Origin of the sequence: Micromonospora sp. WMMD998, from assembly GCF_029581235.1 — a bacterium.
Classification (GTDB): domain Bacteria; phylum Actinomycetota; class Actinomycetes; order Mycobacteriales; family Micromonosporaceae; genus Micromonospora.
Map to the genome: position 1 here is coordinate 931059 of NZ_CP120740.1, position 21997 is coordinate 953055.

Annotated in this window: 22 protein-coding genes; 9 read left to right on the top strand and 13 right to left on the bottom strand. The window is 74.3% G+C overall.

What is annotated here, in order from left to right; translation table 11 throughout:
- Positions 1-81: 81 nt before the first annotated feature.
- A complete protein-coding gene (locus tag O7619_RS04330) occupies positions 82-615 on the bottom strand; it encodes a histidine phosphatase family protein (RefSeq protein ID WP_282285833.1) in 534 nt (177 codons plus the stop codon).
- A gap of 116 nt (positions 616-731) precedes the next feature.
- Between O7619_RS04330 and O7619_RS04335 the strand changes: the two genes are divergently transcribed.
- Positions 732-1022: a DUF6458 family protein gene (locus tag O7619_RS04335; RefSeq protein ID WP_282285835.1), complete on the top strand. Its 291-nt coding sequence runs from the start codon at positions 732-734 to the stop codon at positions 1020-1022.
- A 70-nt stretch (positions 1023-1092) separates the two neighbouring features.
- Here O7619_RS04335 and O7619_RS04340 read toward each other — a convergent pair whose 3' ends face one another.
- Entirely contained in the window at positions 1093-1770 is a 678-nt protein-coding gene (locus tag O7619_RS04340) for a hemolysin III family protein (protein ID WP_282285838.1), read from the bottom strand.
- A gap of 75 nt (positions 1771-1845) precedes the next feature.
- Here O7619_RS04340 and O7619_RS04345 point away from each other — a divergent pair, with 75 nt between their 5' ends.
- Genes O7619_RS04345 through O7619_RS04355 form a run of 3 tightly spaced genes read left to right on the top strand, consistent with a single transcriptional unit; the run spans position 1846 to position 4038 of the window.
- The gene (locus O7619_RS04345; protein ID WP_282285840.1) at positions 1846-2460 is read left to right on the top strand and encodes an allophanate hydrolase subunit 1; all 615 of its coding nucleotides are present in this window, start codon (positions 1846-1848) and stop codon (positions 2458-2460) included.
- A complete protein-coding gene (locus O7619_RS04350; RefSeq protein WP_282285841.1) occupies positions 2457-3305 on the top strand; it encodes a biotin-dependent carboxyltransferase family protein in 849 nt (282 codons plus the stop codon). Before O7619_RS04345 ends, O7619_RS04350 begins: the two co-directional genes overlap by 4 nt.
- Complete coding sequence (locus O7619_RS04355) at positions 3289-4038, top strand: 5-oxoprolinase subunit PxpA (protein ID WP_282285842.1); 750 nt, start codon at positions 3289-3291, stop codon at positions 4036-4038. The genes O7619_RS04350 and O7619_RS04355 overlap by 17 nt, the downstream gene beginning before the upstream one ends.
- A 62-nt stretch (positions 4039-4100) precedes the next feature.
- Here the strand turns inward: O7619_RS04355 and O7619_RS04360 are convergent, their stop codons facing one another.
- The 3 genes from O7619_RS04360 to O7619_RS04370 form a co-directional block, all read right to left on the bottom strand.
- Positions 4101-5936 (bottom strand): NHL domain-containing thioredoxin family protein, encoded by a 1836-nt coding sequence (locus O7619_RS04360; protein ID WP_282285843.1) that lies wholly within the window; start codon positions 5934-5936, stop codon positions 4101-4103.
- 138 nt (positions 5937-6074) lie between these two features.
- Positions 6075-6332, bottom strand: a complete 258-nt coding sequence (locus tag O7619_RS04365; protein WP_282285844.1) for a flavin reductase — start codon at positions 6330-6332, stop codon at positions 6075-6077.
- Positions 6332-6739 carry a hypothetical protein gene (locus tag O7619_RS04370; protein WP_282285845.1) on the bottom strand — a complete coding sequence of 136 codons (408 nt, stop codon included), beginning with the start codon at positions 6737-6739 and terminating at the stop codon, positions 6332-6334. Before O7619_RS04370 ends, O7619_RS04365 begins: the two co-directional genes overlap by 1 nt.
- Positions 6740-6957: 218 nt before the next feature.
- Here O7619_RS04370 and O7619_RS04375 point away from each other — a divergent pair, with 218 nt between their 5' ends.
- The 4 genes from O7619_RS04375 to O7619_RS04390 are packed head-to-tail and all read left to right on the top strand — an operon-like array spanning position 6958 to position 8373.
- Entirely contained in the window at positions 6958-7704 is a 747-nt protein-coding gene (locus O7619_RS04375) for a helix-turn-helix transcriptional regulator (protein WP_282288663.1), read from the top strand.
- Complete coding sequence (locus O7619_RS04380; protein WP_282285846.1) at positions 7692-7886, top strand: DUF397 domain-containing protein; 195 nt, start codon at positions 7692-7694, stop codon at positions 7884-7886. Before O7619_RS04375 ends, O7619_RS04380 begins: the two co-directional genes overlap by 13 nt.
- 8 nt (positions 7887-7894) lie before the next feature.
- Positions 7895-8191 carry a Scr1 family TA system antitoxin-like transcriptional regulator gene (locus O7619_RS04385; RefSeq protein WP_282285847.1) on the top strand — a complete coding sequence of 99 codons (297 nt, stop codon included), beginning with the start codon at positions 7895-7897 and terminating at the stop codon, positions 8189-8191.
- Positions 8182-8373 (top strand): DUF397 domain-containing protein, encoded by a 192-nt coding sequence (locus tag O7619_RS04390; RefSeq protein ID WP_282285848.1) that lies wholly within the window; start codon positions 8182-8184, stop codon positions 8371-8373. The genes O7619_RS04385 and O7619_RS04390 overlap by 10 nt, the downstream gene beginning before the upstream one ends.
- Positions 8374-8435: 62 nt before the next feature.
- Here O7619_RS04390 and O7619_RS04395 read toward each other — a convergent pair whose 3' ends face one another.
- The 5 genes from O7619_RS04395 to pdhA form a co-directional block, all read right to left on the bottom strand.
- Positions 8436-11564: a hypothetical protein gene (locus tag O7619_RS04395; protein ID WP_282285849.1), complete on the bottom strand. Its 3129-nt coding sequence runs from the start codon at positions 11562-11564 to the stop codon at positions 8436-8438.
- Positions 11565-11908: 344 nt separating this feature from the next.
- Positions 11909-12046, bottom strand: coding sequence for a hypothetical protein (locus O7619_RS04400; protein WP_176730560.1), 138 nt, complete (start codon positions 12044-12046; stop codon positions 11909-11911).
- A 214-nt stretch (positions 12047-12260) separates the two neighbouring features.
- Positions 12261-13724, bottom strand: a complete 1464-nt coding sequence (locus tag O7619_RS04405; RefSeq protein WP_282288664.1) for a dihydrolipoamide acetyltransferase family protein — start codon at positions 13722-13724, stop codon at positions 12261-12263.
- Between the two features lie 5 nt (positions 13725-13729).
- Positions 13730-14719 (bottom strand): alpha-ketoacid dehydrogenase subunit beta, encoded by a 990-nt coding sequence (locus tag O7619_RS04410; protein WP_282285852.1) that lies wholly within the window; start codon positions 14717-14719, stop codon positions 13730-13732.
- Positions 14719-15897 (bottom strand): pyruvate dehydrogenase (acetyl-transferring) E1 component subunit alpha, encoded by a 1179-nt coding sequence (pdhA, locus tag O7619_RS04415; RefSeq protein WP_282285854.1) that lies wholly within the window; start codon positions 15895-15897, stop codon positions 14719-14721. The genes O7619_RS04410 and pdhA overlap by 1 nt, the downstream gene beginning before the upstream one ends.
- A gap of 490 nt (positions 15898-16387) precedes the next feature.
- On the opposite strand from pdhA, the gene O7619_RS04420 reads away from it, so the two are divergent.
- Positions 16388-17134: a hypothetical protein gene (locus O7619_RS04420; RefSeq protein ID WP_282285856.1), complete on the top strand. Its 747-nt coding sequence runs from the start codon at positions 16388-16390 to the stop codon at positions 17132-17134.
- Between the two features lie 4 nt (positions 17135-17138).
- Here O7619_RS04420 and O7619_RS04425 read toward each other — a convergent pair whose 3' ends face one another.
- Genes O7619_RS04425 through O7619_RS04435 form a run of 3 tightly spaced genes read right to left on the bottom strand, consistent with a single transcriptional unit; the run spans position 17139 to position 21923 of the window.
- Positions 17139-18365 (bottom strand): hypothetical protein, encoded by a 1227-nt coding sequence (locus O7619_RS04425; RefSeq protein WP_282285858.1) that lies wholly within the window; start codon positions 18363-18365, stop codon positions 17139-17141.
- Between the two features lie 52 nt (positions 18366-18417).
- Positions 18418-20103, bottom strand: a complete 1686-nt coding sequence (locus O7619_RS04430) for a GTPase (protein WP_282285860.1) — start codon at positions 20101-20103, stop codon at positions 18418-18420.
- Positions 20100-21923: a GTPase domain-containing protein gene (locus O7619_RS04435; RefSeq protein WP_282285862.1), complete on the bottom strand. Its 1824-nt coding sequence runs from the start codon at positions 21921-21923 to the stop codon at positions 20100-20102. Before O7619_RS04435 ends, O7619_RS04430 begins: the two co-directional genes overlap by 4 nt.
- Between the last annotated feature and the right edge of the window lie 74 nt (positions 21924-21997).

Here is a 21997-nt window from a genome sequence, read left to right on the forward strand (position 1 = left end):
CGCCGCGCGCCCACCCGGGCTGGTGTTAATAGGGGGCCCCGCCTATACCGCAGGCGTTAAGAAGGGCCCCCGCCTTGCACCTCAACCGCGGGCGGTGTGGCGGGCGGTGAGGGGGGCGTGGGGGGAGAGGGTGGGCCACGGGGTGGTGGGGTGGTGCACCACGATGTCTGTGGTGCGCAGACCGTCGGGATCCGCCCGTGCGGGGTCGAGCAGGGCCGAGAGCAGCGAGATGCCCGGATTGTGGGCGATCAGCAGGACCGTGCCGGCTCCCGGGTCGACCGTCCGGACCAGCTCCAGCAGATCGTCCGGGCGCGCCTCGTACGCGGCCGGCTCGTACCGCACCACGGGTGTCGACCCCGCCGGACCGCCCTCGGGCGGGGCGCCCGTCATGCCCAGGGCCACGCCGTGCCAGGTCTGCCGGGTGCGTCGGGCCGGCGAGCAGAGCACCACGTCGGGCAGCAGCTCGTGCCGGGCCAGCCAGGCGCCCGCCGCGGCGGCGTCGGCGTGACCCCGGGCGGTGAGCGGCCGTTCCGCGTCCGGGCCCTGGCGGGACTGTTCGGCCTTGGCGTGCCGTAACAGCACAAGCGTCCGCCGTTCGTTCCTGCCGTCCGTCATCCGCCCAGCTTGCCTGATTGGCGATCGGAGCGCCTGGGTATGTCGATGTGTGCCGCTACCTCTATCCATGGCCGCGGCGGGCAGGAACGCCAGCAGGACGCCAAGGAGGCGACGTCATGGGCATCGGTGCCAGCATCTTCCTGATCGCGGTCGGCGCGATCTTCGCGTTCGCCGTCGACGCCAACCTGGGTTGGCTGAACCTCAACGTGGTGGGCTGGGTGCTCATGCTCGCCGGGCTCGTCGGGCTGATCACCACGCTCTTCTTCTGGAACAACCGTCGCCGGGTGGTCGCCGCGCCGGTGCGCGAGCAGGTCGTCGCGGAGCCGGTCGTGCCGGTGCAGGGCGACCGGGTCGTGCGCGAGGAATACCGCGAGGTGCGCCGCCCGGGCTCGGGCTACCCGGTCTGACCCGTCCCCCGGACCCGAAGGCCCCGCAACGACGCGGGGCCTTCGCGCACGTCCGGCCCGGCCGCGGCGGTCAGGCGAACAACGCGAAGTAGATCGCGATGTGGTGGCAGATCGCCGCGAGCAGGGTGCACGCGTGGAAGAACTCGTGGTGGCCGAAGACGGTGGGCCAGGGATTGGGCCGGCGCAGCGCGTAGAACACCGCGCCCACGCTGTAGATGGCGCCGCCCACGCTCAGCAGCACCAGCGCGGTGACGCCGCCGCCGTGCAGGATCTGCGGCAGCATGGTCACCGCCACCCAGCCGAGGGCCAGGTAGAGCGGGGCGGAGACCCAGCGCGGCGCGTGCGGCCAGATCATCTTGACCGCGACGCCGGCCAGCGCGCCGCCCCACACCAGGCTGAGCATGACCGTGGCGTGCCGGGGGGCGAGCAGCAGCACGCAGAACGGCGTGTAGGTGCCGGCGATGAACACGAAGATCATCGAATGGTCCATCCGGCGCATGATCTGGTAGCCGCGTTCGGACCAGACCCGTCTGTGGTAGAGCGCGCTGGTGCCGAAGAGCCCGCACACGGTGAGGCTGTAGATCAGGCAGCTCACCAGCGGCGCCCAGCCGGGGCGGGTGGCGGCGATGGAGCACAGCACGATGCCGCAGACGAGCGCGGCGAAGAACGCGTACGCGTGGAGCCAGCCGCGCATCCGCGGCTTTCCGATGTCGACCGGCCGGAGCCGGAGCGGTGCGGAGGTGGTCACCTCAACAGGTTACGACACCGTAGGTTACTTGCAAGTAGTGTGGACCGTCACGTCCGCTGACGCGAGGATGACCGGATGCGGATCCAGCCCGTCGGGGCACACGCCCTGCTGCTCGACTGCGACGACCCCGACCAGGTCGAAGCGTGGCGCGCCGAGCTGTGGCGACGCCGGGCGGCCGGCGACCTGACCGCCGACGACATCGTCCCGGCCGCGGTCACCGTGCTGCTCGACGGCGTGCCCGACGCCACCGCCACCGCCGCGCGGATCGCCGGTTGGCAACCCCGGAGCGCCGCGGCCGGCACCGAAACCGCCGAGGTCCGGGTGCCCACCGCGTACGACGGTGCGGACCTGCCCGCCGTCGCCGACCACTGGGGCGTCGACGTGCCGGCCGTGATCGACCGGCTGCGGCGCACCGAGTTCCGGGTCGCGTTCTGCGGCTTCGCGCCCGGCTTCGCGTACCTCACCGGGCTGCCGCCGGAGCTGGCCGTACCACGGCTCGCCACCCCGCGTACCCGGGTGCCGGCCGGCTCGGTCGCGCTCGCCGGCCCGTACGCGGGGATCTACCCCGCCGCGTCGCCCGGCGGCTGGCTGCTGGTCGGGCGCACCGACATGCCCCTCTTCGACGTGCACGCCGACCCGCCCGCCCGGCTCACCCCCGGCACCCGGGTCCGACTGGTGGAGCCGTCATGATCGAGGTGCTGCGGGCCGGCGCGCTCACCACCGTGCAGGACCAGGGCCGACCCGGCTGGGCCCACCTCGGCGTGCCCCGCTCCGGCGCGCTCGACCCGGCCGCCCTGCGCCTGGCCAACCGGCTCGTCGGCAACCCGGAGCACGCCGCCGGCCTGGAGATCACCCTGACCGGCTGCGCGCTGCGCCTCACCCGGGCGGTCACCGTCGCGCTCACCGGCGCCCCGGCCGACGTGCAGGTCGGGCGGCGGCCCGGGGACGTGGGGCGACCGCTGTCGCTGCCCGCCGGGGCGGTGCTGCGGGTCGGCCCGGCCCGCGCCGGGGTGCGTACCTGGCTGGCGGTCAGCGGCGGGATCGCGGTCGAACCGGTGCTCGGCAGCCGGTCCACCGACACGCTCTCCGGCCTCGGCCCGCCGCCGCTACGCGACGGGGACCGGCTGCCCCTGGCCGCCCCGGTCGGCCCGCCGGCGCCGGTGGACCTCACCGTCACCCGACCCGTGCCCACCGAGCTGTGGCTCGAGGTCGAACCCGGCCCCCGGCAGGACTGGTTCACCCCGGCCGCGCTCGACGTGCTGCGCCGCGCCGCGTACACCGTCGCCCCGGACAGCAACCGGGTCGGCGCGCGGCTGGCCGGCGTCGCCCTGCCCCGCGCGGTCGCCGGCGAACTCCCCAGCGAGGGCCTGGTGCTCGGCGCGGTGCAGGTCCCGCCGGACGGCCAACCACTTGTCTTCCTGGCCGACCACCCCACCACCGGCGGCTACCCGGTGATCGCGGTGGTGCGGGACGTGGCGCCGCTCGCCCAGGCCCGCCCAGGCACTACGGTGAGGTTCCATGGACCTCAACGCTGACCTCGGCGAAGGATTCGGGAGCTGGCGGCTCGGTGACGACGAGGCGCTGCTCGGGCTGATCAGCTCCGCCAACGTGGCCTGCGGTTTCCACGCCGGTGACGCGCCCACCATGCACCGGGTCTGCGCCGCCGCCGCCGAACGCGGCGTCGCGATCGGCGCGCAGGTCGGCTACCGGGACCTCGCCGGGTTCGGCCGGCGGCACATCGCGTACGACTTCGCCGAGCTGCGCGACGAGACGCTCTACCAGCTCGGGGCGCTCGACGCCTTCTGCCGGCTCTATCGCACCCGGGTGCGCTACCTGAAACCGCACGGGGCGCTCTACCACGCCGCCGCGTGCGATGAGGCGCAGGCCGCCGCGCTGGTCGCGGCGATCAGTGGGTACGACCACGAGCTGCCGGTGCTCTGCCAGCCCGGCACCGTGCTGGCCCAACTCGCCACCGGCGCCGGTCTGCGGGTGGTGGCCGAGGGTTTCGCCGACCGCAACTACCTGCCCAACGGCGCGTTGGTGCCACGTAGCGCCGCGAACGCGCTGGTGACCGACCCGGAGCAGGTCGCCGTGCGGGCGGTCCGGATGGCCGTCGAGCGGACCGTGGTCGCCGTCGACGGCACCGTGGTCCCCTGCCCGGTGGAGTCGATCTGCCTGCACGGGGACACGCCTGGTGCGGTGCGGTGCGCGGAGCTGGTGCGCGCGGCGTTGGTCGACGCTGGGGTCACGCTCACTCCGTTCGCGTGAAAGGAGGGGGCCCCTTTTAACGCATTCTGCATAGGCGGGGGCCCCTATTAACACCCGTCGGCTCACGCCTCGTCGAGGCCGCGCAGCACCAGGGGGAGACGGGTGGCACCACCGGCGACCACCCGGACGGGCACGCCCCAGTCCTGCCGGGTCAGGTGGCACGCGGCGTGCTCGACGTCGGCGTCGCAGGTCGCCGCCTGGGCGGTCACCTGCAACACCCCCTGCGCCACGTCGCCGTCGATCACCAGCCGGCGGGATAGGTCGGTGGTCGTGCCGGCGCCCTCGACCAGCAGCTCCGCCGGGGACGCCGAGACCACCAGCCGGGTCGACGGCCCGTACGTCTCGTCGAGCTTCTGCCCCGGCGCCGGCGTGAAGATCACATCGAGCGTCAGCTCACCGGCCGCCACGTCGGTGGGCCTGCGCTCCAGCCGCAGCCGCGGACCCGCCACCGTGCTCGCGCCGGCCGCGGTCAGCGCGCCCGGCGCCAGCCGGGTCAACCGGTGCGCGGCCGACTCGACCACAAGCACCTCGCCCTCGGTGGTCACCACCAGGTCGCTCGGCTCGGCCAACCCGTCGGCCACGGTGCCGACCTGACCGGTAGCCGGGTCGAAGCGGCGCACCGCGCCGTTGTACGTGTCCGCGATCAGCACCGAGCCGTCCGGCAGCGCGCACACGCCCAGCGGGTGCTGGAGCAACGCCTGGTCGGCCGGACCGTCCACGTGCCCGAAGTCGAACAGGCCCTGACCGACGGCGGTGTGCATCACGCCGTCGGCCACCCAGCGGATCGCGCTCGTCTCGCTGTCGGCGACCCAGAGCCGGGAACCGTCGGCCGAGACCGACAGCCCCGAGGGCTGCGCCATCCAGACGTCCGGCAGTGGGCCGTCGCGCAGCGCCTCGACCGTGGTGCCGGCGTACATGCCGGCGGTCCGCCGGATCGGGTCGAACCACCAGAGCTGGTGGATGCCGGCCATCGCCACGATCACCCGGTCGTCGTACCAGGCCACGTCCCACGGGGAGGAGAGGTCGACCGCACGCGCGTCGTGCGCGTGGTCGTCGACGGTCGAGCGCCACTGCCGCCCCGTGCCGGCCACCGTGACCACCTCACCGGAGGACAGCCGTACGCCGCGCAGCAGGTGGTTGACCGTGTCCGCGACGACCAGGTCGTAACCGGCGACCTCGGCCACGTGTGGGGGCAGCAGGCAGAGCCCCTGCGGCTCGGCGAAGGTGGCGCCGGTGGCCGGGCCGTCCGTCCGGCCCCGGCCGCCCGCACCGATCCGGCGGACCACCGTCTCCCCGTCCGGGGCCAGCTCGACCAGGGAGTGCCGGGCCGAGTCGGAGACCAGCAGGTTGCCGCCGTCGAGCGGGACGGCCTTGCCGGGAAAGCGCAGCGCCGTCTCCGGCAGGGGCGGCGGGACGTACGGGCCGTCGCCCCGGTGCAGCGTGCCCTTCGCGTCGTGCGTGGCGATCAGGTCGTCGATGAGCCGGGCCAGCCCCTCGGCGTGCCCCTCGCCGGCCATGGTGGCGACCACGTACCCCTCGGGGTCGATCACCGAGAGGGTCGGCCAGGCCTTCGCGGCGTACTGCTGCCACATGTCCATCTCGGGGTCGTCGAGCACCGGGTGGTGCACGCCGTACCGCTCGACGGCGGCGGCCAGCGCGTCCGGGTCCTTCTCGTGCTCGAACTTCGGCGAGTGCACGCCGATCACGACAAGCACGTCGCCGTACTTCTCCTCAAGCGGACGCAGCTCGTCGAGCACGTGCAGGCAGTTGATGCAGCAGAAGGTCCAGAAATCCAATAAGACGATCTTGCCGCGCAGGTCGGCCAGCGTGACGGCCGCGCCGCCGGTGTTCAGCCAGCCGCGACCGCGCAGCTCGGGTGCCCGTACTCGTGCGCTCATCCCCCCATCGTGCCGCACGAGCGGAGCACCGCCAGCGCGACGGGCGACGGGAGAGGTGTGCGTGACACTGATTTGCCGAGGCTCAGGACGGCCGAGGTGCGGTGTGGTCCGCGGCGAACGGGCTGTCAGCCGGCGAGGTCAGCCGCGTGGTTCGACCCACGCGGTGAAGCGGTCTTCGAGGCCCGCCGGGCGTCTGCCGCCGTCCAGCTCGGCCAGGTCGTCGGCAGCGGTCTCCTGCTGGGCCAGGAGGTCCGCCTTCAGCTCGGCCTTCCGCTGGCGGTACTTCGCGAGGAGGTTCAGCTTCGCCGTGGAGCACGGCCAGGCCACCCCACACGCGCGGCAGCGCCAGGTGGGTCGCGACGGGACGTGGTCGGCGGGGCCAGGGCGGCGGGCCATCAGACAAGAGCGCCGGTACGCGGCCGGCGCTGCGACACAGGCGGCGGGGCCACCATGCGAACCCCGGCCCGGCGCATGAACAGGGACCGGCGGGCGGTCGCATTGCCGTCCGGACCGAGCTGGTAGACATCAACCCAGAGCCACCCGTCGTACGTCGTCCAGTCCAGCATGCGGATCAGCCGAACCCTGATCGGCCGGGCGAACTGCGGCGACGCCACCCGGGTCAGGTGCAGGACGTCGCCAGCACGCAGCGCCAGCCCCTCCGGCCGGCGGCGACCCGGCGCGGTCACCGGCCGTCGCCGGGTCGCGTCGTGTCCAGCGACGAGAGCCAGCGTGACGACGGAACGGTTCGGCCGGACCGACGGCGGGGCCGGCGGCGGATCGAGGTTCGGCTTTTTCTCGGGCATGGGCAGTTCTCCTCCCATCGGTGGGACCTGGAAGAGGGACCGCCCCGCGCTGGTGCCTGCCCGACGAGGCGGTCCCCTGACTGACACGGCCGCCGGGTTTCGGGTGGTCCCTGCCGGCCGCGCCGTCTACAAGGCACCATCGCGCGTTGAAGTTAGACGGCTACACCCCGTAGATATATGTTCTTGAGACGTCATAGACGTCCAATCAGGAGGTGACCGTGAACCAAGCGCTACGTGCGGCACTTGCTGACGCGGGCCAGACCGTCGAAGGCCTCGCCGAGCAGGTCGGGGTAGATCCGAAGACGGTCGCACGGTGGGTCACGCCCGGCCGCGTCCCGCACCCGCGGCACCGTTCCGCCGCAGCGACCGCGCTCGGGCGTGAGGTGGGGGACATTTGGCCGGACGTTTTGAAGCGACGCGAGCCGGCGTGGCTGCGGCCTTGGGTGGAGACGGAACTCCAAGCGACCGCGCTCCGCTCCTTTCAGGTCGCCGTGATCCCCGGCCTACTCCAGACGCCGGAGTATGCGGCGGTCGTGCTGGCTAGCGGCCTCCTCGGGCCGGAAGAGGTCGCCGGCTACGTCGAGACACGGATGAAGCGGCAGGCGGCCGTCCTCGACCGGCGGAAGCCTCCGCTTTTCGTCGCGGTGATCGATGAATTTGCGCTGCGTCGCGGTGATCCCGACGTCATGCACCCGCAGCTTGACCACCTGGCGGCGATGGCGCGACGGTCTAACGTCTTGGTGCACGTGCTGCCCTTGGACGCCGGTATTCACGCCGGCCAGGCCGGGCCGTTCGTCATTGCCACAACCGACGACGGCGACGTCGCCTACCTAGACGACCAGGCCGCGGGACGGCTCACGAACGACGTCGCCCCTCTCTGGACCATCTGGGATACGCTGCGGTCGGTGGCACTTCCGCGCCGCCAGACCATCGACTTTCTAGAGGCAAGATCATGGCTGACCTGACCGGCGCACAGTGGCGCAAGAGCACCCGTAGCAGCTCCAACGGCGGCGACTGCGTCGAGGTCGCGGACAACCTTTCCGGCGTCGTCGGCGTGCGGGACTCGAAGGACCCGACCGGGCCGGCGCTGGTCTTCGCGCCGCAGGCCTGGCGGGCGTTCGTCGCCCAGGTTGCCGAGCGCGACTGACCACAGATATGCGAAAGCGCCCGTCCCCGAGCTGGGCGGGCGCTTCGCGTTGGGTGTTCAGTCTTCGCAACCTGCCATGTCAAGGGGTCGGCGCGTACGCTGGCCTCGACGGGCCGTTTGTCGTCGCGACCCGGGCGGACTTGGTTGACGTGGGCTACCTCGACAACCGACTACGGGGTCAGGTGGTCGAGCGGGCCGACGAGGTAGCGGCCCTGCGCGAGCAATGGGAAGCCATCCTCGCCGAGGCGCTGACCCTGCAACAGTCCACCGAGCTGATAACGGAAGTGGCAAAGTCATGGACCTGACTGGCGCGCACTGGCGTAAGAGCACCCGTAGCGGCAGCAACCAAGGGGCCTGCGTGGAGGTGGCCGACAACCTCCCCGGTGTCGTCGGCGTGCGGGACAGCAAGGACCCGTCCGGCCCGGCACTTGCCTTCGAGCCGGCGTCCTGGCGGGCGTTCGTCGCCCAGGTCGCCGGGCGCGTCTGACCAACCGCACACCGCAGCGCGAAGCGCCCGCCCCGGACGGGACGGGCGCTTCGCGTCAGGCGTTACTGGCCGGACGGCTTCAGGCAGAGCACCCGGTTGGTGCCGTCGCCTTGAAGGACGACCGTGGGCTGGGACAGGTCGGCGCACTTGTCCTTGTTGTCCACCTTCGACACGACGGTGAACGCGCCCGGCTGCCCGCAGTCCGTGGCGACGGCGCTCTCGCCGGACTGCTTGATGCAGGTGCCGACCGCCGGGTCGAAGCCCGCCGGCTTGTCGCCGCCGTCGATCTTGCCGAGCAGCGTGAGCAGGCCGAGCGGCACGGCGAGGATGAGCACGGCCGCGACAAGCACGGCGGCCAGCACCCGGCCGTTGCGTACCTTCGGCGCCGGCGCCTCGGTCTGCGGCTCGGCGTCCGGCTTGAATGCGTCGAACCGGCCCTGCGCCGGGTCACCGGCCGGGTCGTCGTCGGACGACCACGCCGGTGGGGCCTGCCGAGGCGGCGGGAAGCCACCCGGCTCACCCTGACCCGGCACGGCGACCGAGGCGCGTCCACCGGCGGCCGGCGCACCGAACGGGTCCGGCGGGCCGCCGAACGGCTCGGGACGACCGCCGGGCCCGGGGAACGCGTCCGGGTGGCCCGCCGGGCTGCCGTAGGTGCCCGGTTGACCGCCGGGCCCGCCGAACGCGCTCGGCTGGCCGCCGGGACCGCCGAACGGGTCGCGCGGCCCGCCGGTCTGCTCGCCGTCGTGCGGGTGTACGCCGTTGGCGGGACGGTTGTTGCCGGGCGGGTCCACGAACGACGGCACGCCGACCGGGAACGGTGACGGGCCGGCCGGTGACGACGGCGCGTCGCCGTACCCGCGCGGGTCGTCCTCGCCGGACCGCGACTGCGGTCCGGGGTAGCCGGCCGCGTCGCCCGATCCCGCCTGCGGCCCCGCGAAGGCGGACGGACCGTCCTGGCCGGGATAGCCGTGCGGACCGTCCTGGCCGGGATAGCCCGGCGGGCCGTCGGGCCGCGACTGCGGTCCGGGATAGCCGTGCGGGCTGTCCGGCCGGGAGTAGCCGGGTACGTCGTCCGGGCGGGACGGCGAGCCGGGGTAGCCGGGTGCGTCGTCGGGCCCGGACCGGGCTCCGGTGAAGGCCGACGGGCCGTCCTGGCCGGGGTAGCCCGGTGCCTCGTCCGGGCCGGCTGCCTCCTCGGGCTCCGGGCGGGCCGGCCGGCCGTAGACCCGGGGCTGGGGCGTCGGGGTGCCGGTGGGACGCACCGGCTGGTCGGAGGGCGGGCTGACCCGGCTGGCCACCGGCACCGACGCGCTCGCCGAGACCGCGCCGGGCGCGCTCGCCTCGGGCGACGTACGCGGGCCGGGAATGACCGGGGCGTCCGGCGACTGCGGGTCGTCGGGCTCGGGTCGGGCGGCGCCCCAACCGGCGTCACCGCGCTCCGGCTCGTGCTCTGCCGGCGCGAACTGCGCGGCGGCCGGATGGTCGGCGGGCGGCGAGGCGGCCAGGGCGGCGCCCGGCACCCGCTGGCCCTGCGCGGGCAGCGGCACCACGTTGCCGGGGGAGATACCGGGCGCGGGCGCGGGCTGGTAGGCCGGGCCGTCCTCGGCGGGCTGCCAGCCGCGCGACGGGGCCGGACCGGCGCCGTCGGCGTGACCCCACGCCTCCGCGGGGGACCAGGGCTCGGCGTCCGGCAGGACCGGACGCTCGGGGGCCCGCTCGGGGTTGACGGCCCAGCCGGAGGGCGCGTCCGGCGTCGACACCGAGGCGCTGGCCCGGGCCGGTGCCTCGGGCGCGGCGGCGGAGCCCCAGCCGGCCGGCGCCGGATCGTCCGTCGGCCGCTCGGGCTCCCGCTGCGGCGGCACGTCCGCGCCGCCGCTCCAACCGCCGGCCTGCTCGCCGGCCCCACGCTGCGGCAGGGCCGGGGCGTCGTTCCAGCCGCCCGACGGCGGCTGCTCCGACTGGGCCCAGCCGCCCGACGGTGGCTGCTCCGACTGCGCCCAGCCGCCCGGCTGCGGGGTCTCCGCCAGGGCGGGCGCGCGTCCGCCCGCCGGCCAGCCGCCGGAACGGTCCGGGTCGTCGTCCCGGGTGGACTCGTCCCAGCCGCCGGCCCGGTTGTCGGCCGACGGAGCGGGCCAGTCGGCGGAGCGGGGCGGGTCGTCGTGCGGCGGTCCGCCGGCCCGGCTCCAGCCGCCGGAGCGGTGCGGGTCGTCCTCGGACCCGGCGGAGCGGCTGTCCTGTTCGGACTGCTCCGGAGTGGACCACGTCTGGTCCGGCCGGACGGCGCCGGGCACGGAGACCTTGGCGGCGGCCCGGGCGGGTGGCTCGGCCGGCGGCCATGTGGCGCCGGTCTGCTGGCCGGGCGGAGCCCAGGCCGGCTGGGTGTCGCGCGGGGTCCAACTGCCGGAGCGGTTGGCGTCGTCCGGCTGCGCGCCGGGCTGCTCGTCGCGCGGGGGCCAGCCGCCGGAGCGGCTCGGGTCGTCCGGCTGTGCCCCGACGGCCCAGCCGCCGGAGTGGCCGGCGTCGTCGCTCTGCTGCGCGGCGGGAGCGTAACCCCCGGAGCGGTGCGGGTCGTCCGGGCCGGTGGGGGTGACCCAGGATTCGTTCGGCACGGTGGCCGGCGCCGGGACGTAGCCGGTGTCGCGCGCGTCGCCGGGCTGCGCCCAGGCCGGCTGCTCGCCGGGCGGGCCGCCCGCGCCCCAGGCGGGGCGGTTCGGCTCGGCTGCCCAGGCGGGGGGCGTGGGTTCGGCGGGGCTGTTCGGGGGCGTGGCGGCCCAGGCCGGCGGTGCCGGTTCGGCGGCCCGGTCCGGGCTGGTCTGCTCGCCCGCGGGCCACGCGGGCCCGCCCTGTCCGGGGGCGGCCCAGGCCGGTGCGCCCGGCTCGGATGCGCCCCAGGCGGGCTGCTGGGCATGACCGCCCTGGTCGGCGCTCGGCGGGACCTGGGCGGTCGCTCGACCGGTGACCTGCTGGCCGGCGGGCGGTGCCCAGGCGGGTGGCTGGTCGTCGGCCCAGGCCGGTGCCGACGGGGCGGGTCGACCGGGTGGCGGGGGCGGTGCCCAGCCGAGGTCGGGTGTGCCGTTGTACCCGTTGTCCTGCTGCGCCGGCTGATCGCCGTACGGCACCGGTCCGCCGGTGCCCGGCGACACCTCGCCCGGCTCCTGGCCGGGGCGGTGCGGAGCCTCGGACGTCATGGGTGCGCCTCCTCCATCACAGGTCGGCCGCCGATGCCGGTCGGGGACCGTCGGCATGGCTGCCGCGTCGCCGGCGGGTACCGGCCGTGCGGGCTCCCCGCACCGTATCGGGTGGTCGCCCGGGGGCGCTCGGGGAACCTCTGTCGTCACCGACGGTCACCGGGCGACGTCGATGAGTTTCACTTTCCGCATCGGTCCGGAGACAGTCGATTGGCGACCGTGCCAACCGTACCGGGCGCTGCGGCGAGGTGGAATCCCGGTGCCGGGCGACGCGGAACGCCGAAGGCCCGCCCGGCGTGCCGGGCGGGCCTTCGAACTGGAGGAGGTGAGGAAGGTCGGTGGCGTCAGCTGAGGTGACGCTGGGCGATGGCGAGAAGCTCTTCCCGGACCGCGGGCGAGTTGGCGGAACGCAGCGCGTGCTCGATGGCGCGGGCCCGGCGGTTGGCGTCGCGGCGGGTGCGGATTCGCTCGATCATGCTCATCTTGGGTCTCTCCTCCTGGCTATTCGGTTGTCAGCCCCTTGATGTCTCCATTGAAGCGCAGATCGTGGTCGAATGCCATCGATTATAAGGTGAGCTGAACCACGTACCTAAGGATCGTAGGTCCAAACTCGTTCGAGCCGACGATCTAACGGCAACGGCCGGTGTGCCGGGCGTTCACCCATGGCACACCGGCCGTTGCCGGAGCGGTGGTACGTCAGGTCCAGGCGAGCAGCGCCGCCTCCGGGTCGGCCAGGAAGTCCCCCACGTCGCGCAGGAACTTCGAGCCCAGCTCACCGTCGACGATCCGGTGGTCGAAGGAGAGGCCGAGCGTGGTGACCAGGCGCGGCTTCACCTTGCCCTTGTGCACCCACGGCTGCTGGCGTACCGCGCCGAAGGCGAGGATCGCCGACTCGCCCGGAGGCAGGATCGGCGTACCGGTGTCGACGCCGAAGACGCCGACGTTGGTGATGGTGAGCGTGCCGCCGGACATGTCCGCCGGGGACGTCTTCCCCGACTTCGCGGTCTGCACCAGGCCGGTCATCGCGTCCGCCAGCTCGCGCAACGTGAGCCGGCCGGCGTCCTTGATGTTCGGCACGATCAGGCCGCGCTCGGTGGCCGCCGCGATGCCGAGATTGACGTACTCCTTCACCACGATCTCGTCGCCGGCCCAGGTCGAGTTGACCATCGGGTGCCGCTTGACCGCCAGCAGCACCGCCTTGGCGACCAGCAGCAACGGCGAGACCCGGACGTCGCGCCACTCGCGACGGTCCCGGAGCCGGTCCAACGCCTTCATCGCCCGGGTCACGTCGACGGTCAGGAACTCCGTCACGTGCGGCGCGGTGAACGCCGAGCGGGCCATGTTCTCCGCGGTGAGCTTGCGTACCCCCTTCACCGGGATGCGCTGCTCGCGGTCCGCGCCGAAGCTCGCCGCCGACGCGGCCGGGGCCGCGACCGTCAGCGGCTCGGCCGCCGCCGGGGTCCCGCTCGCCGCCCGCTGTACGTCCTCGCGGGTGATCGAGCCCAGCGGACCGGAACCGGTGAGCGTGGCCAGGTCGACCCCGAGGTCCTTGGCGAGCTTGCGGACCGGCGGCTTGGCCAGCACCGGCCCGCCGGCCCGGCCGTTGCCGTTCACCGCCGGTGCGGGTGTCGACGTGGGTGTCGGCGCGGCCGGCGCCGGAACGGCCGGGGCCGGTGTCGCGGCCTCGGCCGCCGGTACGCCGCCCTTGCGCGGCCGGCGCTTGGCCGGCGCGTTGCGCGGGCCGTAGCCGACGAGCACAGCGGTACGCCCGCCCGGGGCGGCACCGCCGATCAGGCCCGGCTCCACCATGCCCTCGGCGGGCGCGACCTCCACCGCGGCCAGCGACGCGGCCGACGGGGTCGGCAGCTCCTGCGTCGGCGCACCTGTCGTCGACTGCTCCAACGGCCCGGCGCCCGGGTCGGTGTCGATCGCGATGATCGGCACGCCGACCTCGACCGTGGCGCCCTCCGGGTGGAAGATCTCCTGCACCCGGCCGGCCCACTTCGCCGGGATCTCGACCGCCGCCTTGGCGGTCTCCACCTCGACGATCGGCTGGTTCAGCTCGATGTCGTCGCCCACCTTGACCAGCCAGGCGAGGATCTCGCCCTCGGTCAGGCCCTCGCCCAGGTCGGGCAGGTTGAACTCCTTGACCCGTGACATGCCGCTCACCAGCCGAAGGTGCGGTCGACGGCGTCGAGCACCCGGTCGAGGTCGGGCAGGTACTCCTCCTCCACCCGGGCGGCCGGGTAGGGGATGTCGAAGCCGGTCACCCGCAGCACCGGGGACTCCAGGGAGTAGAAGCACTCCTCGGTGACCCGGGCCGCGATCTCCGAGCCGAGGCCCAGGTTGCCCGGGGCCTCGTGCACGACCACGCAGCGGCCGGTGCGCCGCACCGACTCGTAGGCGGCGGACAGGTCCAGCGGCGAGAGCGTACGCAGGTCGATGACCTCCAACTCCCGGCCGTCCTCGGCCGCGGCGGTGGCCGCGTCGAGCGCGGTGCGCACCATCGGACCGTACGCGAGCACGGTGGCGTCCGTGCCCGGCCGCGCGACCCGCGAGCTGTGCAGCGGGTACGCCTCGGCGAGCGGGGCGTCCAGCTCGACCGGACCCTTCTCCCAGTAGCGCCGCTTCGGCTCCATGAAGACGATCGGGTCGTCCGAGGCGATGGCCTGCTGGATCATCACGTATGCGTCCTGCGGGTTCGCGCAGGTGACCACCTTGAGGCCGGCGGTGTGCGCGAAGTATGCCTCGGGCGACTCCGAGTGGTGCTCGACCGCGCCGATGCCGCCGCCGTACGGGATCCGGATGACCATCGGGATCCGCACCTTGCCCTGCGAGCGGTAGTGCATCTTCGCCACCTGCGACACGATCTGGTCGTACGCCGGGTAGACGAAGCCGTCGAACTGGATCTCGCAGACCGGCCGGAAGCCGCGGATGGCCAGGCCGACCGCGGTGCCGATGATGCCGGACTCGGCCAGCGGGGTGTCGATCACCCGCTGGTCGCCGAAGTCCTTCTGCAGGCCGTCGGTGATGCGGAACACGCCGCCGAGCTTGCCGACGTCCTCGCCCATGATGACGACCTTCGGGTCGTTCTCCAGGGCCCGCCGCAGGCCGGTGTTGAGCGCCTTGCCGAGGGTGAGCGTCTCCGTGGCCATCAGTGCGCGCTCCCCTCGAACGACTCCATGTAGCTGGTGAACCGGGCCCGCTGCTCGTCCACCTCGGGGGAACCGTGCGGGTAGGCGTGGTCGAACATGCTGACCGGCTGCGGGTCGGGCATGTCGAGCACCCGCTCGCGCAGGTGCACCGACTCGGCGCGGGCCTGCTCGTCGACCTCGGTGAAGAACGACTCGTCGGCGATCTTCTGCCGGGTCAGGAACGCCTTCATCCGGGCGATCGGGTCCTTGGCCTGCCAGGCCTCGACCTCGCTGGCGATCCGGTAGCGCGTCGGGTCGTCGGAGGTGGTGTGCGCGCCCATCCGGTAGGTGTACGCCTCGATCAGGGACGGGCCCTGGCCGTTGCGCGCGATGTCGAGCGCGTGCCGGGTCACCGCGTACGAGGCGAGCACGTCGTTGCCGTCCACCCGGACGCCGGGGAAGCCGAAGCCGCCGGCCCGCCGGTAGATCGGGACCCGGGTCTGCCGCTCCAGCGGCTCAGAGATGGCGTACTGGTTGTTCTGGCAGAAGAACACGAGCGGCGCGTTGAAGACGCCGGCCCAGACGAACGACTCGTTGACGTCGCCCTGGCTGGTGGCGCCGTCACCGAAGTAGGCGATCACCGCCTCGCCGTCCTCGCCGCCGGTCTTGCCGTCCATGGCGACGCCCATGGCGTACCCGGTCGCGTGCAGGGCCTGCGCCCCGATCACGATCGTGTACATGTTGAACTTGAATTCGTTCGGGTCCCATCCGCCTTGGTCGACGCCGCGGAACAGGCCGAGCGGCATGATCGGGTCGATGCCGCGGCAGTAGAGGACGCCGTGCTCCCGGTAGGTCGGGAAGGCCATGTCCTGGCTGCGCAGCGCCCGGCCGGAGCCCACCTGCGCGGCCTCCTGGCCCAGCAGGCTGGCCCACAGGCCCAGCTCGCCCTGGCGTTGCAGGGCGGTCGCCTCGGCGTCGAGCTTGCGGACCAGGACGAGGTCGCGGTAGAGCCCGCGGTATTCCTCGTCGGTGAAGTCGACGCGGTACTCGGTCCCGTCCGGACCGAGCGCGGTCTCGATCCGCTCCCCCTCCGGGGTGAGCAACTGTACGAGTTCCGGTTCGCCGGTCGCGGCGGCGCGCCTGGTACGGGGTGCGGCCCGCTTGCTGCGGGTGGCGGCCCCGGGGTCGCCCTTTGCCATCCGTCTCTCCCTGTCTGTCTGCGCCGCGCCGGGGGTGACCCGAGCCGCGCACCTCGTGCGCCCGCCCGGCTGCTGCCGGGTCGGTCCCTGGCGACCGCGCCTAGCCCCGGTGAGGGTTGCCGCGCGGCGTGAGCCGGGGTCCGCCCGTCGGGGGACCCTGGCCCGGGAGCGCCGGCGCCGTACCGCACCAGCCGCGGGGTGCGCGGAGGTGGCGGCTGCGTTGCCGTCGTGCCTGAATGATTGCAGAGGAGGTGAGCGGGCCCACAGTATGGCCTCCCCTCCCAGTGAGGTTCCATCGCGTTCGTGACGCATCGATGCTTTTGTCGGATAGATCGCACCCGGGTGGACGGACAAATTGTGTGCCGACACGCGGTGGCGGCTGGTGAACTGACCGTCACTACGTCAAGCTGACAGCGAGCCGTTTCGGGTCATTTGTCCTAATATCCGTGCGCGCTCTTCCGTCCCGTCGACACTACGAGGAGCGTGCCAGGTGTCCGAGCCAGAGGGTCCTCCCGGTACTCCCTTCCTCGGCCGGCACCGGGCCCTGCCCGCCGCCCACTACCGCCGGCTGGTCGGCGCGCACCGCGCCCCCGGCGCCGGCGCCCCCAGCCGGGGCTACCTGCTGACCGTGGCGCTGCTCGCCGGCACCGCGTCGATGCCGATCCTCGCCGCGATCAGCACCGGCTCGGCGACCGTGGGAAACAGCGCGCTCCCCGACCTCGGCACCCCGTTCATCCCGACCCCCTCGGTCGGGCCGGTGGTCATTCCGCTGCCACGGACGACCCGGCCCCCGGCGATCCCCGCGCCGACGCCGGCGGTCGGCCCCACCGCCACCGAACCCCCGCGCCCGGTGCTCCCCGCCGCGCCGGACCGGCCCGACGACAGCGACCTCGGCTCGATCCGCCGGTCCCGGCCGGCCACCGCGCCGCCGCCCCCGCCCGTGCCGACCCGGCCCATGCCGGTCCGGCCACCGCGACCGTCCCCGGTGCCCTCGCCCTCGCCGTCACCTTCCGGCCCGGCCACCCCCGAACCGAGTCCGGTCCCCGAGCCGACCAGAAGCTCGTCCGAGCCGGTCCCCGAGCCGTCCGGCACGTCCGCCGAACCCGGGCCCGAGCCGCCCGGCACGTCCGCCGAGCCCGAACCTGAGCCTGAGCCGTCCGGCAGCTCGTCCGAGCCGGCGCCCGCGCCGTCCGGCGCGTCCGCCGAGCCCACACCGGAGCCGTCCGGCACGCCGTAGCGGGTCAGGCCGAGTCGTCGGTGAGGCGGTGCCGGTTCGCCTCGATCCAGGCGTGCAGCGCCTCCGGGTCGTCCGGGTCCACCCCGTCCGCCATGAGCTGCGCCACCGCCGCCGTGGCCGGACTGCGTCGTTCACCCGTGCTGTAGAGCCGGGCGAACTCGGGGACCATCTCGGTGATCGCCTCGTCCGTCCGGGCCGCGGCGGACTGCGACAGCCCACGTTGCCGGGCCGCGTAGGCCGCCCACGCGCGCAGCACCCGGGGCAGCATCGCGGCGTCGTCCATGTCGAGCACGGCACGGCGGTGCACCCAGTCGAGCAGGAACAACTCGACGACCATCGGGCTCCACCGCATCGGGTCGGCGTCCGGGAAGCTCGCCGCGTGGTCCAGCAGCAGGCCCAGGCAGAAGTGCAGCGAGGCCAACTCGCCGTCGGCCACCGCGGGCAGGCCGAACCGGGCGGACTCGGGCGCGTCGAGGAACGCGCGTACCAGCCGGGTCCGTTCCTCGTCGGTGATCGGTGGCACGAGCGTCGGGCCGGCCGGCGGGGTCAGCCCGGGCAGGGCGGCCAGCCGGGCGCCCACCAGGGCGCGGTCGGTGGCGAGCGAGCCCTGGGCGGGCAGCTCGCCGAGGTCGTCGGTGACCGCCAGGTGGCGGGTCACCTCGGCGTGCATCCGGGTCGGGTCCTCGGTGCGGAACCAGGTCAGCTCATCCTCGGTGCAGATCTCCCGCGCCTGTTCGACGATCCGGGTCGCCGGACCGCCGACGAACACGTCCTTGGTGATGCCGATGTTGTGGTCGACGAGGGCCACCAGGGCGTGCTCCGGCCCGCCCTGCTCCTCGTCGTCGTAGGCGAACGTGGCGAGGTAGGAGGTCTGGTCGCCGTACACGTCGCCGTACGCCCAGGTGCCGGTGAGGCGCACCCGGCCGAGCTGGGCCGCCCACGCCGGGGCGTGCGCGCCGGGCCGGACCCGGGCGGCGCCCTCGGCGTCCGGCACCAGGCTGGCGAAGACGGCGCGGATGGTGGTCGCGGCGGCGCTGCGCCGGCGGGACGTGGCGGCGAGGAAGCCGGCCACGAAATCGCGGACGGCCTGCTCGCGGTCGTGCTCCGCGACGGCGTAGACGCTGCCCAGCAACGCGGCGCCGAGCATCTCCGCGTCCAGGGCGGAGTCGAGCCTCGTCACGTCGCGCGCGGCGTGCAACACCGCGTCGTAGGGGGTCTGTGGCGTGGCCATGCATCGACCCTACGCCGCACCGCCGGCCACCACATCGGCCAGCGCGCCGGGTTCAGCGCCGCGCGGCGTCCCGCAGCGCGTCCCGCGCCGCGCCGTAGCGCGCCAGCACCGCCCAGACCGGATCCAACACATACTTCTCGCCGACACTGCCGACGGAGGTGAGCAGGCGTTGCTCGGCCTGGTGGCGGGCCCGTCCGGCCGCCCACCCGACCACCGGCCGGGTCAGCGCCGCCACCAGGAGCCCGGCCAGCAGACCGCCGAGCAGCAACACCGTGGGCCAGGGCACCTCGCCGAGCTTCGGGTATTCCAGCGCCGGCAGGCCGAGGAAGCGCAGCGCGTACCCCAGGACCAGCCAGAGCAGCCCGGCCAGCGCGGCCAGGGTGACCAGCCACTGGATCCCGCCGACCATCCGCCACCAGGCCGGACGACCGTCCATGCCGAGGTCGGTGGCGGCGACCGCGTGGTCGAGCGCGCCCGGCAGCTCGGTCAGCCGGGACCGGGCCGCCGCGGTCACCGCGGTCGGCCAGGGCTCCGGCAGATCGGTGCTGGAACGATCGGCCACCGCGCGGATGGCCAGGTTGAGCGACGAGCGCTGCGCGGCGGTCGGATCGGGTACGGAGGTGGCCGCGACCAGACTCTCGGCCGGCGCCTGCGGATCCCGCCCGGGCAGGTGCAGCCGGCGCAGCGGGTCGGGGCGCAGCTTCCGCCAGCTCCGCACCAGCGGCCAGCCGGTGCTGCTCGCCGCCCGGTGCCGGTAGGCGGCCTGGACCGCGTTGGCCACGGTCGGCACGCCGGCCGCCCCGGCCAGCGCCCGGGTGAGTTCCTGGGCCGAGGCGTCACCCGGCCGGGTGCCCGGCGGCTCCGGCCCGACAAGCGGTTCGAGGTCGGCCACCACGGCGTCCACGTCGCCGGAGAGCCGGCGCAGGGCGGCCTGCCGTTCGGCGACCGTCTTCTCCAACTCGGCCCGCAGCCCCGACAACCCGGCCGGGTCCACCGCGACGGTGGGCAGCAGCGGCACCCCGCCCAGCCCGTCGTCGTCGAGCAGCCGGCGCAGGTCGTCCAGGACCGTGGGCAGCTCGGTCGTGGGCAGCCGGTCGGCCTGGTTGAGCACCACCACGGTCACGTCCTTGTGCCGGTGGAACTCGCGCAGGTAGCTGGTGTGGATCACCCGGTCGGCGTACTTCTGCGGGTCGACCACCCAGACCACGAGATCGACCAGGCCGAGCAGCCGGTCGACCTCGAGCCGGTGGTTGTGCTGCACCGAGTCGAAGTCGGGCAGGTCCAGCAGGACCAGGCCGTGCAGGGTGGACTCGTCGTCGCCGTCCAGCGGGCTCTCCCGGACGAACCGGTGCCGGGGCAACACCCCGACCCAGTCGAGCAGCCGGACCGCGCCGTCGAGCGGCCCCCACACGCAGGCGTGGGCCATGCCGGTGGTGGGCCGGCGGACACCGACCGGGGAGAGGTCCATCCGGGCCAGGGCGTTGAACAGGCTCGACTTGCCGCTGCCGGTCGCTCCGGCGAGGGCGACCACGGTGTGCCGGCCGGAGAGGGCGAGCCGGTCACCGGCCCGCTCGACCACCGTGTGCCCGGCCACCAGTTGCGCGTCCGGCACCTCGCCGTCGACCGCGGCGAGGAACCGCTGGACCGCCTGTAGACGCGCGATCAGGACGTCCGGGTCGACCCGCTGGTCGGCCCGGAACGCCTCACGCATCCGTCCCACGATGTTGCTGGCGCTCATGGGCGACCGTCCTGCTCGGTGGTGGGCAGCGCGCCGGCGGCGGAGGCGAGGCCGCTGCGGTGCCGGGCGCGCTCGACCGCCACGGCGGCCAGGCGCAGTGTCCCACCGGCGTCGGCGGTCGGGCGCGCCGCCTCGGTGCGGGCCAGGAAGCGGTCCGCCTCCTCGGCCAGCAGCGCGCCGACCCGGTCGAGCAGGTCCGCCCGCGCCTTGCGGGACAGGTCGCGCACCGCCTGGTCGCCGAAGATGGCCTGGAGCACGGTCTGTCCGGCGACCGCGGTGCCGGTGCCCGCGGCGACCTCCAGCCCGGTCGGGATGAACGCGGTGGAGGCGAAGACGCCGATCATCACGATCAGGCCGGTGGCGTTGACCGCGTAGGCGGCGGTGCGGGCCACGAACCGCCGGTCGCCGCCCTCGACGCGGACCAGCTCCAACACCCCACGCTGCCAGTCGCGGACCAGTTGCTCGCCGCGCGCGGGCAGGTCCGCCGAGGCGTGCGCCAACTCCGGTTCGAGCAGCGCCGCGCCCGCCGGATGGGCCTTCCACCCGGTGTACGCGTTCTCCGCCGCCTCGGCGGCCACCCCGCGCAGCAACGTGACCAGTTGGGACTCGATCGCCGTACGCAGCTCCGCGGCCGGGGCGGGTCGTCCGGTGACCACCGCCACCACGCGGTCGCGCAGCCGGCCGATGCGTGCCTCCAGGCCACGGAAGAACTCACCGGTGCCGACGAACTCCTGCCAGCGGGCCAGCACCTCGCCGCGGAGCAGCCGGCCGTCCTTGAGCCCCTGGTCGACGGTCCGCTCCGCGCCCCGGTAGGCGGCCCGGACCCGTTCGTCAAGCGCCTCGGCGGCGGCCACCTGCTCGTCGGCGGCGTCGGCCATCGCCTCCACCGCCGGGTGCAGGGCGGCCAGCGCGCCGTCCAGCGTCTGCCGGACCACCGCCGAGCGGGCCTCCGCGTCACCGGCGAGCCGGGCGAACCACCCGCTCAACGGCGCGGTCATCCGGTCGGGCAGCAGCCCCTGCCCGTCCACCCAGGTTTCCGGCAGCACGAACAGCGGCGCGGCGCCCAGCTCCTGGGCGGCCAGCATCTCCGACAGGTGGGCGGCGACCTCGTCGACGGCCTCGGGCGGGACCCGGTCGAGCACCATGGCGACGGCGGTGCCCCGGGCGCGCGCGCCGCGCAGCAGCTCCCAGGGGACGGCGTCGGCGTAGCGCGCCGCGGTGGTGACGAACAGCCACAGGTCGGCGGCGGCGAGCAGTTGCCCGGCGAGCGCCCGGTTGGCGTCGACCACCGAGTCGATGTCCGGTGCGTCGAGGAAGGCCAGGCCGGGCGGCAGCGCCGGGGCGGTGACCAGTTGCAGGGTGCCGGGATGCTCGCTCGGGCCGGTGGTCCGGGTCAGGCCGGGCAGCAGATCGCCCTGGCGGAACCAGGCCGCGTCGGCCGGGTTGCAGACCAGCACCGGGGACCGGGTGGTGGGGCGGAGCACACCCGCCGCGCTGACCCGCGCCTGGACGAGGCTGTTGACGAGCGTCGACTTGCCGGCGCCGGTGGAGCCGCCGACCACCACGAGCAGCGGGGCGTCGAGCCGGGCCAGCCGCGGCAGCAGGTAGTCGTCGAGCTGGTCGGTGAGGCTCCGGGCCGCCTGCCGGGCCGGCTCGGCCGACGGGAGGGCGAGCGGAAAGCGAGCCGCGTCGATCGCGGCCCGCAGCCCGGTGAGCGCGGCGGGCAGGCCGGCGGTCTGGTCGTCGCCGGTGGTGGATCCGGTGCGGGCTGCGACGGCGGGCGCGCCGGCACGGGTGGCGGAATCGCCATGCGTCGTCACCGCTAAAGCGTGCCCGACCGACGCAAGGTAAGACAACCGGACGGTAATAACGGTCAGGTTGCGTCGAGTCGACT